16 protein-coding genes, 1 tRNA gene and 1 pseudogene are annotated in these 16,483 nt (G+C 68.7%); 9 read left to right on the top strand and 9 right to left on the bottom strand.

All coding sequences use genetic code 11. From position 1 onward, the window contains the following. Nucleotides 1-291: 291 nt before the first annotated feature. From PV419_RS29745 to PV419_RS29760, 4 genes and pseudogenes are all read left to right on the top strand, one after another. The gene (locus PV419_RS29745; protein ID WP_319694217.1) at nt 292-894 is read left to right on the top strand and encodes a sigma-70 family RNA polymerase sigma factor; all 603 of its coding nucleotides are present in this window, start codon (nt 292-294) and stop codon (nt 892-894) included. Next, nucleotides 891-2,093 carry a CU044_5270 family protein gene (locus PV419_RS29750; protein ID WP_319694219.1) on the top strand — a complete coding sequence of 401 codons (1,203 nt, stop codon included), beginning with the start codon at nt 891-893 and terminating at the stop codon, nt 2,091-2,093. The genes PV419_RS29745 and PV419_RS29750 overlap by 4 nt, the downstream gene beginning before the upstream one ends. Nucleotides 2,094-2,378: 285 nt before the next feature. Beyond that, nucleotides 2,379-2,969: pseudogene (locus PV419_RS29755) on the top strand (transcriptional regulator); the annotation flags it as partial. Between the two features lie 738 nt (nt 2,970-3,707). Beyond that, nucleotides 3,708-3,959: a hypothetical protein gene (locus tag PV419_RS29760; RefSeq protein ID WP_319694221.1), complete on the top strand. Its 252-nt coding sequence runs from the start codon at nt 3,708-3,710 to the stop codon at nt 3,957-3,959. Nucleotides 3,960-4,049: 90 nt separating this feature from the next. Here the strand turns inward: PV419_RS29760 and PV419_RS29765 are convergent, their stop codons facing one another. Together PV419_RS29765 and PV419_RS29770 are read right to left on the bottom strand one after the other, a co-directional pair. Continuing rightward, nucleotides 4,050-4,745, bottom strand: a complete 696-nt coding sequence (locus PV419_RS29765) for a response regulator (protein WP_319694223.1) — start codon at nt 4,743-4,745, stop codon at nt 4,050-4,052. Further along, complete coding sequence (locus tag PV419_RS29770) at nt 4,742-6,514, bottom strand: sensor histidine kinase (RefSeq protein ID WP_319694531.1); 1,773 nt, start codon at nt 6,512-6,514, stop codon at nt 4,742-4,744. The genes PV419_RS29765 and PV419_RS29770 overlap by 4 nt, the downstream gene beginning before the upstream one ends. Nucleotides 6,515-6,738: 224 nt before the next feature. Between PV419_RS29770 and PV419_RS29775 the strand changes: the two genes are divergently transcribed. The 4 genes from PV419_RS29775 (at nt 6,739) to PV419_RS29790 (ending at nt 10,721) form a co-directional block, all read left to right on the top strand. Further along, the gene (locus PV419_RS29775) at nt 6,739-7,551 is read left to right on the top strand and encodes an ABC transporter ATP-binding protein (protein ID WP_319694225.1); all 813 of its coding nucleotides are present in this window, start codon (nt 6,739-6,741) and stop codon (nt 7,549-7,551) included. Beyond that, a complete protein-coding gene (locus tag PV419_RS29780; RefSeq protein ID WP_319694227.1) occupies nt 7,544-8,425 on the top strand; it encodes an ABC transporter permease in 882 nt (293 codons plus the stop codon). Before PV419_RS29775 ends, PV419_RS29780 begins: the two co-directional genes overlap by 8 nt. 60 nt (nt 8,426-8,485) lie before the next feature. Then, nucleotides 8,486-9,514, top strand: coding sequence for an ABC transporter substrate-binding protein (locus PV419_RS29785; protein ID WP_319694229.1), 1,029 nt, complete (start codon nt 8,486-8,488; stop codon nt 9,512-9,514). A gap of 181 nt (nt 9,515-9,695) precedes the next feature. After that, nucleotides 9,696-10,721 (top strand): glycosyl hydrolase 53 family protein, encoded by a 1,026-nt coding sequence (locus PV419_RS29790; protein WP_319694231.1) that lies wholly within the window; start codon nt 9,696-9,698, stop codon nt 10,719-10,721. Nucleotides 10,722-10,787: 66 nt separating this feature from the next. Here the strand turns inward: PV419_RS29790 and PV419_RS29795 are convergent, their stop codons facing one another. The 7 genes from PV419_RS29795 to ehuB form a co-directional block, all read right to left on the bottom strand. Then, a complete protein-coding gene (locus PV419_RS29795) occupies nt 10,788-11,375 on the bottom strand; it encodes a Uma2 family endonuclease (RefSeq protein WP_319694232.1) in 588 nt (195 codons plus the stop codon). Between the two features lie 161 nt (nt 11,376-11,536). Beyond that, a tRNA-Lys gene (locus PV419_RS29800) sits at nt 11,537-11,610 on the bottom strand. Nucleotides 11,611-11,679: 69 nt separating this feature from the next. Further along, nucleotides 11,680-12,441: an IclR family transcriptional regulator gene (locus PV419_RS29805; protein ID WP_319694234.1), complete on the bottom strand. Its 762-nt coding sequence runs from the start codon at nt 12,439-12,441 to the stop codon at nt 11,680-11,682. Nucleotides 12,442-12,730: 289 nt separating this feature from the next. After that, on the bottom strand, nt 12,731-13,501 hold the full coding sequence (gene ehuA, locus PV419_RS29810; protein ID WP_319694533.1) for an ectoine/hydroxyectoine ABC transporter ATP-binding protein EhuA: 771 nt from the start codon (nt 13,499-13,501) through the stop codon (nt 12,731-12,733). A 22-nt stretch (nt 13,502-13,523) separates the two neighbouring features. Further along, on the bottom strand, nt 13,524-14,174 hold the full coding sequence (gene ehuD, locus PV419_RS29815; RefSeq protein ID WP_319694235.1) for an ectoine/hydroxyectoine ABC transporter permease subunit EhuD: 651 nt from the start codon (nt 14,172-14,174) through the stop codon (nt 13,524-13,526). Continuing rightward, nucleotides 14,171-14,923, bottom strand: coding sequence for an ectoine/hydroxyectoine ABC transporter permease subunit EhuC (ehuC, locus tag PV419_RS29820; RefSeq protein ID WP_319694237.1), 753 nt, complete (start codon nt 14,921-14,923; stop codon nt 14,171-14,173). Before ehuC ends, ehuD begins: the two co-directional genes overlap by 4 nt. Then, nucleotides 14,920-15,834: an ectoine/hydroxyectoine ABC transporter substrate-binding protein EhuB gene (gene ehuB / locus PV419_RS29825; RefSeq protein WP_319694240.1), complete on the bottom strand. Its 915-nt coding sequence runs from the start codon at nt 15,832-15,834 to the stop codon at nt 14,920-14,922. The genes ehuC and ehuB overlap by 4 nt, the downstream gene beginning before the upstream one ends. A 117-nt stretch (nt 15,835-15,951) precedes the next feature. Here ehuB and PV419_RS29830 point away from each other — a divergent pair, with 117 nt between their 5' ends. After that, nucleotides 15,952-16,452: a DUF3830 family protein gene (locus tag PV419_RS29830; protein ID WP_319694241.1), complete on the top strand. Its 501-nt coding sequence runs from the start codon at nt 15,952-15,954 to the stop codon at nt 16,450-16,452. Nucleotides 16,453-16,483 lie beyond the last annotated feature (31 nt).

A 16,483-nucleotide genomic window follows, 5' to 3' on the forward strand; every position in this document is an offset into this window, starting at 1 on the left:
CTGACCGGCACCCCTCTCGGCGGAACCCGCACCTCCCACCTCGAAGCCCTCATCCTCGCGGCCTGAGCGCCCGAATTACGCCTTTGCCAGCAGAGTCCTGAAGGCCGGGGCATCCTCCGGGGATCCCGGTGAAGCGCCCGGTGGGCGTCTTGCGTGGCTGGCCCCGCTCGGCGAGCCGGTTCAGCTTGGATGGTGTTTCCTCATGCCGGGCCGTAACAAATCTGCGGGTCGGCCCCACTACCTCACAACAGCACTTTCACCGAGGCTTACGGGAGGTACCGGCGGTGGCCGATGGATGAGACTGACGACGCAGACCGCTTCACTGCCATATACGACGCATGCCGACAGCGTGTATGGGCCTACGCTGCCGCACGCGCCGGACAACAGGCCGCCGACGATGCGGTCAGCGAGACGTTCGCCGTGGCATGGCGACGGATCCGCGACGTCCCGGAGTCGCCGCTGCCCTGGCTGCTTGGCGTCGCCCGCAACGTGCTGCGCGACAGCACCCGCGCGAACAGGCGGTGGCAGTCGTCCGCAAGCCGTCTGCCACCCAGTTGGACGGACCCGGCTGAGGAGGACGTCGCCGTCCTCGTCACGGAGCGCATGACGCTGCTGCGTGCCCTGGCCACCCTCCACGAGGACGACCGCGACCTGCTGATTCTGACCGCTTGGCAGGGTCTCGACCAGCGGGAGGCCGCGCAGGTCCTCGGCTGTGCTCCGACCACGTTGCGGGTGCGCCTCCACCGGGCTCGCAAGCGGCTCGTACGGGCCCTCGACAACGTGGTGAACGAGGCCCGGGACGGGACCTCGACGGGCGAAACGGCTGGGTCTTCGGGCCTGCATCCGACTACACCCCGCCCCCGTGTCCGAATCGCAGGAGAGGAAGTCCGTTGAAGCGCTCGATGAACCACGATGTGATGCAGCGTTTGGCCAACGCCCGCCCCGCCCACTTGGATCCCGACCTGCCGGTGGCTCCGCAGACACGGACGGCCGAGTTGCAGCGGGCAATGCTCAAAACCACAGGCACAACGGCTGTTCCGGCCACACGTCGCCGCTTGCCGGTCCGCCCGGCCTGGGGCATGCTCGCCGCCGCCACGGCCGTCGCCGTCGTCGTGGTTGCCACGGCCTCCGAACCCGGCAGCCACCAGCAGGCTTACAACTGGCACTTGGGGACACCGCGCGCGCAGGCCGACAAGCTCTCCGCCAGGCATGTTCTACTGGCTGCAGCTCAGACGGCACTCAAGGAGCAGCCCGCCGAGGGCCGCTACTGGCGGGTCGACTACGACCTGTGGCAGCAGTTCGCGGCGCGCAACGGGGACGACAAGTACGCTGTCGCCGGCGGCTACCACGCAACGGACTGGTCGGACACGAAGACCGGCACGTTGCACGGGCCTGCCGAGACTGTCCCGTACGCTCCGGCAACCGAGGCGGACGAGGCGGCATGGAAGCAGGCAGGGTCGCCGAACCCGGTACCCGTTCAGGAGGGTGTGCCCTACCTACCGGTGGGGTTCGAGGAGGGTGACAAGCTTCGGATCCTGGGCGACCCGGCAGACGCCGCCCAGGTCGAGCGGGTCTCCCGCCCCGGCAGCGCCCCCGGCAAACCGTACGTGATCGGTCGGGCGGTCGACTTGCCCGAGCTGCAAGCCTTGCCTGCCGATCCGGACAAGCTCAAGGCCGACCTCCTCACCGGTTACACCGGCCGGGCGAAGCGGCTGAGCGCGTCCCGCGAGGAGTTCTTGTTCGATGCGGCCCAGGGACTGATCCTCGACCTTCCGGTCAGGCCTGCCGTCCGCGCCGCGGCCTTCCGGATGCTCGCCGATTTGGACGGCATCACCGTACTCGACCACGTCACCGACGTCAGTGGCCGGACGGGCACAGCTGTCACTATCAACAAGGAGGGCAGGGGCGGGGGAACGGCTCAGCACCGGATCATCTTCGACCGGGCGACGTCCCGTGGCCTCACCGCCGACACGGTGGTGGTCGAGCCCACCGGGGACTACGTCGGCTTCAAGCCAGGTGCAATCGTCTACTCGCAGGTGGTCAAGAAGACCGAGTGGACGGACGAGAAACCTGCGGAGACGACCGGAAGCTGACCCTGAAGGCTGTCCGGCCTGGTCACCGCCGGTTCAAGTTCTTGTCCGGGCCAGGCGAACGCCTGGCCTCGGGCCCTGCAGGACGCGACGCCGCCGGTGCGTTCGAGACGGGCTAGCTCGTATGTTGAGGTTCGCGGCGCGCGTGACGCCGCTTCGAGGGCGTTGATGAGCTCGTCCAGGTATCCCTCCGCCCAGGCGCGTGCCGCGTCCAGCAGCTCGAGGTCGCGTACGCCTACGGACTGCGACGCAACGAGACGAGGGCTCTCGACCTCACCGACTTGGTTCGCGTGGGCGTATCAGCGGCAAGCACGGCTGGACGACGCGCGAAACCTGGCTGTCCATGCAGCCGACGGGGTCGAGAGGGACCACAGCGACACCCCGGCGGGATTGCGCGTATGGGGCGGCCTGTGTTGATGTCGGCTGCCACAAGCCACGCCCGGAGCGGCGACTACGAGCGCGCCGGCGACATGATGGTGACGGCCGAAACGGCAGCGGAGCGGCTCGCCAAGATGCCGACACCACAAGACGGCAAGCTACTGAGCGTCTTCAGTAAGTCCTCCGTTCGCATTGAACGAGTCCGGCTGGCTGTCCAGCACGAACGGCCGACCGAGGCTCTGTCTTGCTCGTGGAATGCGTCTGTCCAAAGACACGCCGCCGTCATGGCGAACCTGGCTGCTGCTGGATGTCGCCCGCGCACACACGGACCTGGGCAACGGGGAGGGGGCCGTCAAGGCACTGGAGTCGCTGAGACGCCACGCTCCCGCATGGATGCGGCACCACACCCTTGCTGTGGCCATCGTGCGTGACCTGTGGAACTGGCCGTCACATCCCGCCGGAGTCAGGCCACTCGCCCAGTTCCTGGGCATCGTCGATTAGCGTCCTGAGACTACGTAACGCGTTCCCTGTTGTTCCTGCTCAAGTCTCGCCAGGCTCGGCCTGTCAGGACCCCCGCGACCGTGCAGCCGGCCCGGGGGCGTGGCCAACGCTGAAGAGGAGCGCCAACATGGAGCACATTACTGCGCGAATCGTGGAAGGGCTGCGCCGGTTACTGTCTCCGGCCTCAGCACGTCATCGGTCCCTCGGCGTCCCGACCCCCATGCGATCCGTCGATACTCCCACCTTGACGCTTCCACGAATCCTTGCCGTGCCGATCGTCGACTACGACCCAGCTCCGCCGTACGTGGACGCGTACCTGCGGACGTGCGAGGGCACCCGGTGAGCGCGGCCACGCCATCACATGAGCCTCACGAGGGTTCCAGCCCGCACCCCACCCCACGGGAGCTGGAGCAGCGCGCGGAGGCTTTGGGCGAGGAAGTCCGCAAGCAACTGGACCGGTGGCGCGGGGGCGAAGTCGCCCATGGTGCGCCGGTGTCCCCGCCCATCGGTGTGGTGGTACATGTCGTGGGGGCTAGGCGGTGACCGGGTTGAACGGTTTGCGGCTGCTGCCATGGTCCAGCCCGGACGGTCGGCCGTGCTACTTGGCTGCGGACGGCACCGACAGCCGGCTGAGCCGACGGGCAGATGAACGCGTCTGCCGGTGGACAGCGACAGTCAGGTCGATTCCGAAGGCGGCGCGGACTGCGGCAACGTGTCAGGCAGCGGAGGGGAGACATCGTGACCCACTGGGAGATCAGCCCCGTCCCGGGGCGGGGCCTGCATCGCGCCGACGCTGGCGCCCTCGCGCTGCCGCTCCGGATCAGCAGCGGTGGGCAGCACCTCGCCGTCGCCGAACTGCGGCTGACGCTTGCCTCGGCGGAGCAGTTGCACGCGGCTCTGTGCTACGCGTTGGACGGGCAGCTCCCGCCCGACGGCGCCCCCGAGTGCCGTCAACCGGTCCACTACCCGGGCGGCCGACAACGGTACTGAAACAAGCCGCCTGCCCTTGCCGCGGCCTGCCCCGAGGCGGCAGGGACGGGCGGCTTCCCTGCGGCAGCGTGGATCACACCGGCCGCCCCGTCAGTTCACCGCTACCCAGGAGTAGCGGTGTTCGGGGCGGCCGGTGTCGCCGTATTTGAGGGTGAGGCTGATCCGGCCCGCGTGTTCCAGGTACTTGAGGTAGCGCTGGGCGGTGGAGCGGCTGATGCCGGTGCGCTCCGCGACCTCATGTGCGGAGAGCGGGTGTTCGGCCTGGTCCAGGGCGCGGCGGATGAGGTCGACGGTCGGCGCGGAGTGGCCCTTGGGAAGCGCGGTGCGGGCGGTCGCGTCGGGGGCCCGGAACGCGCCGAAGATACGGTCGACCCGCTCCTGGCCCGTCTCACCGCGCCCGCCGACACCCTCGAGCGTATGGCGCAGCGCCATATAGCCGTCGAGCTTGGCCCGCAGCCCCGCGAAGTTGAACGGCTTGACCAGGTACTGCAGCGCGCCGTACCGCATGGCGGCCTGGACGGTGGCGACGTCGCAGGCCGCCGTCACCATGATCACATCAGCGTGGTGGCCGAGCTGCCGCATCCGCCGCACCAGGGTCAGCCCGGTCTCGTCGGGCAGGTAGTGGTCGAGCAGGACGAGGTCGACGTGGGTGCGCTCCAAGGTGGCCAGGGCCTGGGCGGCGGTATGGGCGCGGGCGGCGACCCGGAAGCCGGGCACCTGGGCCACATACGCGGAGTTGATCTCGGCGACGTGGAAGTCGTCGTCCACGACGAGGACGTCGATCATCGTGACTCTCCCGCTGCGGTGAGCTGCTGGATGGGCGTGTTGTCTGCGTGGCCGCCGCCGGCCGGGACCTTTTCCCGCCCGGACGAGACAGAGGCCGGGGCCGGGATCAGCTCCGGGTCCGGGGTCAGGTCCGGGTCCGGGGCCAGCTCCGGGGCAGGGGCTCCGTCCAGGTCGAGCGCCTCGGGGAGGACGACGGTGAACACCGCGCCCCCGCCCGCCCGGGCGGTGACCCGGGCCATGCCGCCGTACCGCTCGGCGAGCCGCCGCACCAGGGCAAGACCGATGCCCCGGCCGCGCGGGGACAGCGCCGGGGAGGGGGCGGCCCGCTTGGTGGACCAGCCCTCGGCGAAGATCTGCTCGCGCATCCCGGGCGGCACGCCCGGCCCGTTGTCGCTGACGCGCAGTACGGCGGTGGTGCCCTCGGCGCGCAGCTCGACCTCGATGAACGGGTCGGGGCGGGGCTGCGAGGCCACGGCGTCCAGCGCGTTGTCGATCAGATTGCCGAGCACGGTCACCAGGTCGCGCGGGTCGACCACCCGCTCGGACAGCAGCGACTGGGGCGAGACGCGCAGGGCCACCCCGCGCTCCGCCACGATGGCGGCCTTCCCGACCAGCAACGCCGAGAGCAGCGGATCGCGCACCCGCTCGGAGATCTGCTCGGCGGAGGCCCGGTGGGTGTCGGTGAGGCCGGAGATGAATTCCGCCGCCCGCTGGTACATCCCGAGTTCGAGCAGCCCAAGCAGGGTGTGCAGCCGGTTGGCGTGTTCGTGGCCCTGGGCGCGCAGCGCGTCCAGCAGCCCGCGGGTGGAGTCCAGCTCCCGGCCCAGCAGCTCCAGCTCGGTGCGGTCGCGCAGCGTCGCCACCGCACCGCCGTCCTTGGTCGGCATGCGGTTGGCCACCAGGACCCGGCCATCGCTGACGGTCAGCAGATCGGCCCCGTCGGCCCGCCCCGCCAGCACCTCCGTGGTACGGCCCGGGGGCAGCGCCTCCTCCAGGCTGTGTCCGGTGGCGTCCGCGCCGACGCCGAGCAGCCGCCGCGCCTCGTCGTTGATCAGGCGTATCCGGCCCTCCCGGTCGAAGGCGACGACGCCCTCGCGGATGCCGTGCAGCATCGCCTCGCGCTCGTCGAGCAGTGCCGAGATATCGGCGAACGCGACCCCGTGTGTCCGGCGGTGCAGGCTGCGCGAGACGACGATCGCGGCCAGTACGCCGACGCCGAGCGCCAGACCCGCGTACAGCAGCAGCCGGGGCAGGGTGGCGAGCAGCTGCTCGTGGACGCTCCCGTAGCCGATGCCGACCGACACCGCGCCGACGATCTTCCCGTCGGCGGTGCGCAGCGGCACCTTGGCGCGGGCCGAGCGGCCCAGCGTGCCGACGTCGATCTGCATGACCTGCCGTCCGGAGAGCGCCGCCTTCGGGTCGGTGGAGACGTGTTCGCCGATGCGCGCGGTGGTGGTGTGCGACCAGCGCACACCGCGCCGGTCCAGCACCACGACGTACAGCGCCCCGGTGGCCCGGCGGATCCGTTCGGCCGTCTGCTGCACCGGCCCCCGCGCGCTCGGCTCGGTGGTCTGCAGATCGTGCGCGAGGCCGGGATCGGCGGCGGTGGCCTGGGCGATGGAGAGCGCCTTGTGCATCGCCTGGTCGTCGATCTCCGAGCTGAGCGGGGCGAGGAAGAGCCCGGTGGCAAGCACCATCACCCCGACGGTGATGGTCAGCTGCACGGCCAGCACCTGGGCGGAGACGCGTCTGGGCCAGCGGATCCGCATCTCGGTCACTCCGTCTCCAGGTCCTCCGCACAGGCGGTAGGAGCTATTCCGTTTATGTCGCTGCAATCGCACGGTAAGGGCGCTCTGTGGTGGTTGCCCAGGGTCCGTAGCGGATTCGTTGCCGTAGCGCGAGCTAAACGAGCAGAACGGGGTCTGTGCGCACAAGAGCGGGTTGTGCCCACAAGGCTGCCGGTGTGGCCCGCGCCACTCCTAGCCTCCCGGCCATGAGCAGACAAACCAGCCCTGCGATCGAGCTGCGGGGCACGAGCAAGGTGTTCCGGACTCCGTCCGGGGGCCTCCACACCGCCGTCAGGGATCTGGACCTGACCGTCGGGCGGGGCGAGTTCGTCGCCGTGGTCGGCCCCACCGGATGCGGGAAGTCCACGACGCTGACCCTGGTCAGCGGGTTGGAGGAGCCCACGGAAGGCGATGTGCTGGTGGCCGGTGAGCCGGTCCACGGCATCGGGTCCAAGGTCGGCTTCGTCTTCCAGCAGGACGCCGTCTTCCCCTGGCGCAGCGTGCTGTCCAACGTGATGGCCGGGCCTCGCTTCCGCGGCGTACCGAAGGCGGAGGCGAAGGAGCGGGCGCGGGAGTGGCTCGCCCGGGTCGGCCTCTCGTCCTTCGAGGACCGCTATCCGCACCAGCTGTCCGGCGGCCAGCGCAAGCGGGTCGCGCTCGCGGCCACCTTCGTCAACGACCCCGAGATCCTGCTCATGGACGAGCCGTTTTCGGCGCTCGACGTCCAGACCCGGGCGCTGATGTCCGACGAACTGCTCGAGCTGTGGTCCGGGACCGGCGCCTCCGTCGTCTTCGTCACCCACGACCTGGAGGAGTCGATCGCCCTCGCCGACAAGGTCGTGGTCATGACGGCCGGCCCGGCCACCGTCAAGGAAGTGTTCGAGATCGATCTGCCCCGGCCCCGCAAGGTCGAGTCGGTGCGGCTGGAGCCCCGGTTCATCGAGATCTACCGCGAGATCTGGTCCTCGCTCGGCGAAGAGGTACGGATCACCCGCGAGAGAGGAGCCTCGCATGCCTGAGGCCACCGCTGCCGCCACCCCCGTCAAGAGCGGCATCAGCAAGGACGGCGGGACAAACCGTACGACGGCCAGAGCACGGGCCGCCCGCAAACGCGCGATCCTCGTCCAGAGCACCCGGGCGCTGGTGCTGGTCGCGGTGCTCGGACTGTGGGAGTGGTTCGCCCGTACCTCCGTCATCGACCCGTTCAACTTCTCGATGCCCTCGAAGGTCTGGGACCAGCTGAAGGAGTGGATGCTGCACGGCACCGCGCAGGGCCCGCTCTGGGAACAGGTCTGGACAACGCTCCAGGAGGCGCTCATCGGGTGGGCCATCGGCGTGGCCGCGGGCGTCATCCTGGGCATCGGACTCGGCCGGGCCCGCTTCCTCGCCGACGTACTCGGCCCCTACATCAAGGTGCTCAACGCGCTGCCCCGTATCGTCCTCGCCCCGATCTTCCTCATCTGGTTCGGCCTCGGACCGGCCTCGAAGGTCGCCTCGGCGGTCGTGCTGGTCTTCTTCCCCGTCTTCTTCAACGCCTTCCAGGGCGCGCGGGAGGTCGACCGCAACCTGGTCGCCAACTCCCGGATCCTCGGCGCGAGCAACCGCCAGGTCACCCTCCAGGTCGTGATCCCCTCCGCCACCTCGTGGATCTTCACCAGCCTGCATGTCAGCTTCGGCTTCGCGCTGATCGGCGCGATCGTCGGCGAGTACATCGGCGCCACGAAGGGGATCGGGCTGCTGGTCGCGACCTCGCAGTCCACGTTCAACGCGGCCGGGGTGTACGCGGCGATGGTGATCCTCGCCGTCGTGGCGCTGCTGGCCGAGGGCCTGCTGACCTTCCTGGAGAGGCGGCTGTTCCGCTGGAAGCCGGTTCAGTCAGGTGCCGACCACTGAGGCGCCCCTCTCCCTCCCCTCTTTCGAATTCCCCTCTCCTCTTCCCCAAGGACGTGTGACATGCGCAGCTACGCCAAGATCTCCGCGGTGGCGGTCGCCGCGGCACTCTCCCTGACCACCCTCACCGCATGCGGCAGCGACTCCGGCGGGGACGGCAAGGACGGCAAGGTCAAGATCATGGTTGGTGGCCTGGACAAGGTCATCTACCTGCCCGCGATGCTCACCCAGCGGCTCGGCTACTTCAAGGACGAGGGCCTCGACGTCCAACTCCTCACCGAGCCGGCCGGCGTCCAGGCCGAAACCTCGCTGGTGGCCGGCGAGGTGCAGGGCGCCGTCGGCTTCTACGACCACACGCTGGACCTCCAGGTCAAGGGCAAGCAGGTGGAGTCCGTCGTGCAGTTCTCCCACGCGCCCGGCGAGGTGGAGATCGTCTCCAACAAGGCGGCGGGACAGATCACCTCGCCCAAGGACTTCAAGGGCCAGAAGCTCGGCGTCACCGGCCTCGGCTCCTCCACCGACTTCCTCACCAAGTACCTGGCCGTGAACAGCGGCGTGAAGACCAGCGAATTCAGCCCGGTCGCAGTCGGCGCGGGCCAGACCTTCATCGCGGCCCTGAAGCAGGGCTCGATCCAGGGCGGCATGACCACCGACCCCACCGTCGCCCAGATCATCGACCAGAAGCTCGGCAAGATCCTCCTCGACATGCGCACCCCCGAAGGCTCCAAGGCAGCCCTCGGCGGCCCGTACCCCTCCTCCAGCCTCTACATGAACACGTCCTGGGTGAACAGCCACAAGGACACGGTCCAGAAGCTGGCCAACGCCTTCGTGAAGACCCTCAAATGGATGTCCACCCACACCCCCGAGCAAATCGCCGCCAAGATGCCGGCCGACTACGCCCAGGGCGGCAAGGCGCTCTACGCTCAGGCGATCAAGTCCACCCTGCCGATGTTCACCAAGGACGGCGTCATGCCGGCGGACGGCCCGGCGACGGTCGAGCGCGTCCTGAAGTCCTTCAACCCGAACCTGAAGAACGCCAAGGTTGACCTGGACAAGACCTACACCACGGAGTTCGTCAAGAAGGCGGGCTGACCGGCCCCCGACCGGTCGGACGGCTCCCGGCGGACACCCACGTCCCGCTCCGGGAGCCGCCCACCGCACGTGCCCAGCGCACGCGTCTTGCCGCCCGCCTTCCCGGACTCCTACTGTGAACGTTCACAGTTGCTCGGCCGTGCACCACCCCCCCACCTCTGCGCGGAAGGGAAAACAACGCATGAGCCAGGTCAGCAGAAGGACCCTCGTCCGGGGTGCCGTCGTGGGAGCCACCGCCCTCGCCGCCGGCCCCGCCCTGAACATCGGCCAGGCGTCGGCCGCCGCCTTCGTGAAGGGCGCGGACATCAGCTGGCTGCCGCAGATGGAGGCGGGCGGCTACACCTTTCGCAACTCCAGCGGGACCCAGCAGGACTTGTTCACCATCCTGAAGGGATACGGCATCACCGCCGTCCGGCTGCGCACCTTCGTCAGCCCCTCCAGCGACCCCTCGAACGGCCACTGCAGCATCGATGAGACCGCCGCGCTGGCCAAGCGCGCCAAGGCCGCGGGCATGCAGGTGATGATCGACTACCACTTCGGGGACACCTGGAACTCGGTGGGCGTCCAGAATCCGCCCGCCGCCTGGGCAAGCATGTCGTACGCCCAGATGCTCGACGCGATGTACGACTACGTGTTCCACACCATGAACGTGGTCAAGGCGAACGGCGTCACCCCCGTCTGGGTACAGATCGGCAACGAGATCAACACCGGCATCTGCCGCCCGACCGGCGCCCTGGCCTACCACCCGGACCAGATGACCGGACTGCTGAACGCCGCCCACGACATGGTCAAGACGGTCTTCCCCAGCGCGTCGGTCCTCATCCATCTCGCCCAGCCGCAGAAGTACGACGCGATCAAGGCATTCCTCGATGCCTACGTCGCCCACGGCGGAAAGTGGGACATCACCGCCTTCTCCTCCTACGGCAGCGCGAGTGCGGCGCCGGGCATCGTCGGCAACATGAACTCGGCGCGGCAGACCTACGGGAAGCCGGTGATGCAGGTCGAGTTCGGCGGCCGCGTCGACCGCCCGGACGCGACGCGGGCCGCCCTTGAGGCGTACATAACCAACCTGAAATCGATCGGCGGGCTCGGTCTGTTCTACTGGGAGCCAGAGGGCTACTCCCCGTTCACCAGCTACAACATGGGCGCCTGGGACGCGAGTACGAGGCGGCCCACCACCGTGATGAACGGCTTCCTCAACGCCTGACCGAGCGGCCTCTGACACAGGGGGCGGCCGACAGTGATACCGAAAACGGCCGCTGGCCCTTGCGCCTCAGCGGACGTAGGCCTTCAGGATGTCGGTGTCGAGCGTGATGCCGAGCGGCTCGGGGAGCACGACCTGCTCCCCGAAGGGGGCGCGGTGGATGTCGCGGTAGCAGCCGCTCTTCGGGTCGGGGTTGGTATGCACGACGACCTCGCAGGCGTCGCGGTCCACGAGGAGGTAGGCCGGGATGCCTGCGGCCGCATAGGCAGCGGGCTTCTCGATGCGGTCGCGGCGGTCGGTGTCATGGTCATACGACGTGACCTCGACCGTCATCAGCACCCCGTCGGGGTCGGACCACTCACCGCGTCCCGCGAAGTGCTCTTCAGGTGCCAGTACGCCATCCGGGCGGGCGCGCCCCTTGCGGTATGCCTCGACCTTCAGACCACATTCCCCGGAGTAGAGCCAGAGGTCGGACCGGTGCTGCATACAGCGCCTCTGCAGCCACCTGATGATTTCGCTGTGGTCCCCGTCCGGCACGTACTTCTCCTCGATCCGTCCGTTGATGAACTCCAACGTGACGGTTTCGGGTGCGGTGGAGGCGAGCTTCTCGAAGGCCTCCACCAGCGTGTAAGACGTGCGCTCGCTCATAACCGTCATGTTGCACCCCATTCCTGGATGAAGCCAGCGTGCCTGGGTGCGTACGCGGCTGGGGCGCACTCCGCGGTAGATCACTCCTGCGAGTGATTGTGGCCCGAAAATGCGACTGGGGTTTCTCGGAAAACCGAGAAACCCCAGGTCAGTGCCCATAAGGGCCAAGGTGCGCCGCCAGGGACTCGAACCCCGGACCCGCTGATTAAGAGTCAGCTGCTCTAACCAACTGAGCTAGCGGCGCCTGCTGACTCGTAAATACTACCTGGTCCGGAGGGGTGCCCCTGACCACCCGGTCCTCGGCCCTCGCCCTTCAGATCGTGAGGGACAGCAGCACCGGGGCCGCCTCCCGGTTCAGGGTGTACGCGGCCTGGCGCAGGCGGTGGGCGTGTTCCAGGGGGAGGGAGAGGGCCAGGCAGCCGGCTGAGCGGCCGGCGGTTATGGGGACGGCGGCGCAGACGGTGCCGATGGCGTATTCCTGCAGGTCAAGGACGGGGACCGTGGCGGGCTGGCTTTCCAGCTTGCGGAAGAGGACCTTTTCGCTGGTGGTGGTGCGGGAGGTGAAACGGACGGTCTTGTGGCGGGAGAAGTGGTCGCGGCGGCCGTCGTGGTCGAGCTGGGTCAGCAGGCACTTGCCGACGGCCAGGGCGTGGGCCGCGGAGCGGAAGTCGACCCATTCGTTGACCTTGGGGGTGCCGGGGCTGTCGGCGTACTGGGTGATCCGGACCTCGCCGTCGATGTAGCGGCTGAGGTAGATCGCCGCGCCGACCGAGTCGCGCAGGGCGGCGAGCGACTTCTGGAGCTTGTGCTCGACCGCGGTCTGGCGGTCGGGGCCGGAGGAGCCCAGGAGGGACAGGGAGGCGCCGCCGACGTAGGCCCCGTCCGAGACCTGCTCCACATAGCCCTCGCGGCGCAGCATCCGCAGCAGCTGGGCGAGGTGTGCCGGTGGCAGGCCGGTTTCGCGGGCGATGCCGGCGTCGGTCACGCCGCCCGCGTGGTGGGAGACCACTTCGAGGACCCGGAGGGCGTGCCGTACCGAGTGGAACGGCGCGGTCGACTCGGGCTTGAGCGCCACGGTTTCCCCCTAGCAGGTTGTGACCGCTTGCGTCGGCGCCGTCGCCGCAGGTCATGGCCACAGGGTCAGCACCTAAGGATCAGCACCCCAGGATCACGCTGGCGGCTTTGCGCGGCGCGGCTTCGTACCACGATAGCCGCCAAGCGGGCGATTCGGTGCGGGTGTTGAACATATTGCTGGCGTGCGGCGGGCCGCTCAGCAGCGCTGCGCCACCCTGGCATATGCCATAGGCATGCTCTGTGGGCGGCGGCCCGACGGTGATCCCGCCGGTCCGCCGCCCTCGCGCCCGCTACAGCACGGCGCTCAGAAACTCGCGAGTACGCTCGTGCTCCGGCTCGGTGAAGATCTTCTCCGGTGGCCCGGCCTCGATCACCCGGCCCGAGTCGAACATCAACACCTCGTCGGAAATGTCCCGGGCGAAGTTCATCTCGTGCGTGACGCAGAGCATCGTGATGTCCGTCGTGTGAGCGATATCACGCAGTACGTCCAGCACCCCGGCCACCAGCTCCGGGTCCAGCGCCGAGGTCACCTCGTCCAGCAGCATCACCTGCGGCCGCATCGCCAGCGCCCGCGCGATCGCCACCCGCTGCTGTTGCCCGCCGGACAGCTGTGTCGGGTACGCGTCGCACTTGTCGCCGAGCCCGACCAGGTCCAGCAGCTCGCGGGCGCGCGTCTCGGCCTCGTCCTTGCTCAGGCCCAGGACGTGGACCGGGGCCTCGGTGATGTTCCGCAGCACCCGCATGTTCGGGAAGAGGTTGAACTGCTGGAAGACCATCCCGATCTTCTTGCGCACCTCGCGGGTGTGCTTCTCGCCCGCCTCGACCAGCTTTCCGCCGTGGTGCTCATGGGTGAGGTAGTCACCGTCGACCTTGATCGTGCCCTGATCCGGCTTGATCAGCGTCATCAGCAGCCGCAGGATGGTGGTCTTGCCGGACCCGGACGGGCCGATGAGGGTCACATGCTTCCCGGAGGACACCGAGAAGTCGAGGTCGTCGAGGACCGTGTTGTCGCCGAAGCGCTTGGTCACCCGGTCGAAGCGGATCAGTTCGCTGCCGTCCACGGCAGGGTTCGTGTGCTCGGTTTCAGTGGCCAAGGCGACGCTCCAGAGCTCGCATGAGAAGGGATGCCGGATAGGCGATGAGAATGAAGGCGATGCCGACCATCGTGTAGGGCTCGATGTACTCGAAGGACGTGGCGCCGTGCGCCCGTGCCTTCTGCAGCATGTCGACGACCCCGATGAGTGCGAGCATCGGCGAGTCCTTCAGCATCGCGATCACGTAGTTGCCGAGGGCCGGCACGACCCGGCGGATCGCCTGCGGAAGGATCACCGCGATCCAGGTGCGGCCGCGGGAGAGGCTGAGCGCGGTGGCCGCCTCCCACTGGCCCTTGGGCACTCCGTCGATGCCGGCCCGGTACACCTCGGCGGTGTACGTCGAGTAGTGCAGGCCGAGCGCGATCACCCCGGTGGTCAGCGCGGAGAACTTGATGTCCCAGGTCGGCAGCACGTAGTAGAAGAAGAACAGCTGGACCAGCAGCGGGGTGTTGCGGATGAACTCCACCACCGCGGCCACCGGCCAGCGTACGAAGCGCGTCGGCGAGCGGAAGGCCATCGCCCACACCAGCCCCAGGGCGAAGGACAGCACCGAGCCCAGGGCGGTCGCCTCAAGGGTGATCAGCAGCCCGTCGCCCAGCTGGGGCAGGAAGTCCTTCGCGACGTCCCAGTTCCAGTTCACTGGGCACCTCCCGCGGTGATCAGGTTGGAGGACTGCTCGTTCTCCTGGGTGGCGGACAGCTTCCGGGTCACCATCGGGCCCTTCCGGCGCCGGTCCGGCGCCTGCCCGATGGCCGCCTTGGCGCGCCGTTCCAGCAGCCGCATCAGTCGGGTGAGGATGAAGGCCAGCACGAAGTAGAGGGCGAGGATGATCGAGTAGATCTCCAGGCTGTCACCGGTCGCCAGGCGCGAGAGCTGGGCGGCGAAGGTGATGTCCGCGACGCTCACGGCGGAGACCAGCGCCGTCGCCTTCAGCAGCTCGATCAGGAGGTTGTTGAACGGCGGGATCATCTCGGGGATCGCCTGCGGCAGGATCACCCGCCGCATCCGCTGCGCGGGCGTGAAGCTGAGCGCGATCGCCGCCTCGCGCTGCGCGGGGGACACGGCGGCGAGCGCGCCGCGCACGATCTCGGAGCCGTACGCGCCGTACGTCAGGCCCAGGGCCAGCACCGCTGCCCACATCGGCACCAGCTGGAACTGGAACCCCAGCGGCATCACGAAGAAGAGCCAGAACATCAGCACCAGGGCCGAGGTGCCGCGGAAGACCTCGACGTAGAAGCCCGTGAGGAAGCGGACGATCCACAGCCTCGAGGTACGGGCGATGCCGACGCCGAAGGCGACGACGGTGGCGAAGAGCGCGCTGTAGAGGGTGAGCTGGATGGTGATCCAGACCCCCGGAAGGAGCCATTTCTCCCACAGTCCGGTTGTCATCGACACAGCTCCTTGGCAGTCAGACTCGTCATCTCGGCCTTGGTGAAGCCGAACGGTCGCACGATGCGCAGGAGTTCGCCGCTCTTCTTCATCTTGTGCAGCTCGACGTTGAAGGCGTCCCGGAGCTTGGTCTCCTCCGGGCGGAAGGCGAAACCGCCCGCGCCGATGTCCGGCTTGCCGTCGAGCAGCGCCTGGAACGGCTCGGTGGCCTCGACCCGGCGGCCCCCGCTCTGCCGGATCACGTTCCGCACCGTCACCGCCGTACCCGCGAAGGCGTCCGCGCGGCCCTGCTCGACCGCCAACAGCCCGGCCAACTGGTCGGGGAGCACCATGATGTCGCTCTCCTTCACTCCGGCGTTGACCGCGTAGCCGATCTGGGCGTACGCGGAGCCGCTGGCGAGCTTCGCCCCCGTCTTGACGATGTCCTCGTACTTGTGGAGGTTCTTGGGGTTGCCCTTGCGGACGATGAACGAGTCACGGACGCGGTAGTCGGGATCCGAGAAGATCACCTGCTGGCAGCGATCCGGATTGATGTACATACCGGCGGAGACCACGTCGAATTGCTGCGCGCGCAGCCCCGGGATCAGCGACGCGAACTCGGTCGGAACCGGCTGGACATGTGCCACCCCCAGCCGTTTGAAGATCACCTTCGCGATCTCCGGCGCCTCGCCGGTGAAGTCGCCGTTCTTGTCGATGTATCCGAACGGGATCTCACCCGCGATGCCCAGCCGTACCGTGCCCTGCGACCGCAGGCGATCCAGCAGGTTACCCCCGTCCTTGGAGTCGGCGCTGGACACCCGGCTGCAGCCCGTGGCGCCCAGCAGACCCATGGCCGCCCCGCCCGCCAGAAGCGCGCGGCGGTTCAGCCGTCTTCCGCTGATGTCCTTGTGTGTCCGTCGTGGTGGAGCCATGGGCGCGCGGCTACCCGACCGCGCGGAATATATGCAGATCGTTTTCGGCCCTTGACGGTTGGCCCTGCTGGGTAGGGGCTCCCGGCAACAGGTCAGGAAACGAGTGGGAGGAATGTCATGGCTGATCGGTTTATCGAGGTATCGCTCGCCAAACGAGGCGTGAGCTGCACGGCGAAGCTCCTCGACGACCGCGCGCCCATCACCTGCGAGGCGGTGTGGAACGCGCTGCCCCTGGGCGGCGACGTCTACCACGCCAAGTACGCGCGCAACGAGATCTACGCGCTGGTGCCCCCGTTCGCCCCCGAGGAGCCGCCCCTGGAGAACCCGACCATCACCCCCATCCCCGGCGACCTGTGCTACTTCAGCTTCACCGACACCCAGCTGGGCACCGCCTCCTACGGCTATGAGCAGCAGGCCAAGCACCAGGGGCAGCAGCAGGTCGTCGACCTGGCGCTCTTCTACGAGCGCAACAACCTGCTGATCAACGGCGACGCCGGGTGGGTGCCGGGCATCGTCTGGGGCGCGGTCGTCGACGGCCTCGACCGGATGGCCGACGCCTGTCAGGACCTGTGGCGGGCCGGCGCCCTGGGGGAGACGCTGAGCTTCCGCCGGGCGTAGCGCGGCGGCCGGCGCCCGGTCCCGCCCCATC

The sequence above is a fragment of the Streptomyces sp. ME19-01-6 genome (genome assembly GCF_033793745.1).
In the GTDB taxonomy this organism is placed as follows: Bacteria; Actinomycetota; Actinomycetes; order Streptomycetales; family Streptomycetaceae; genus Streptomyces.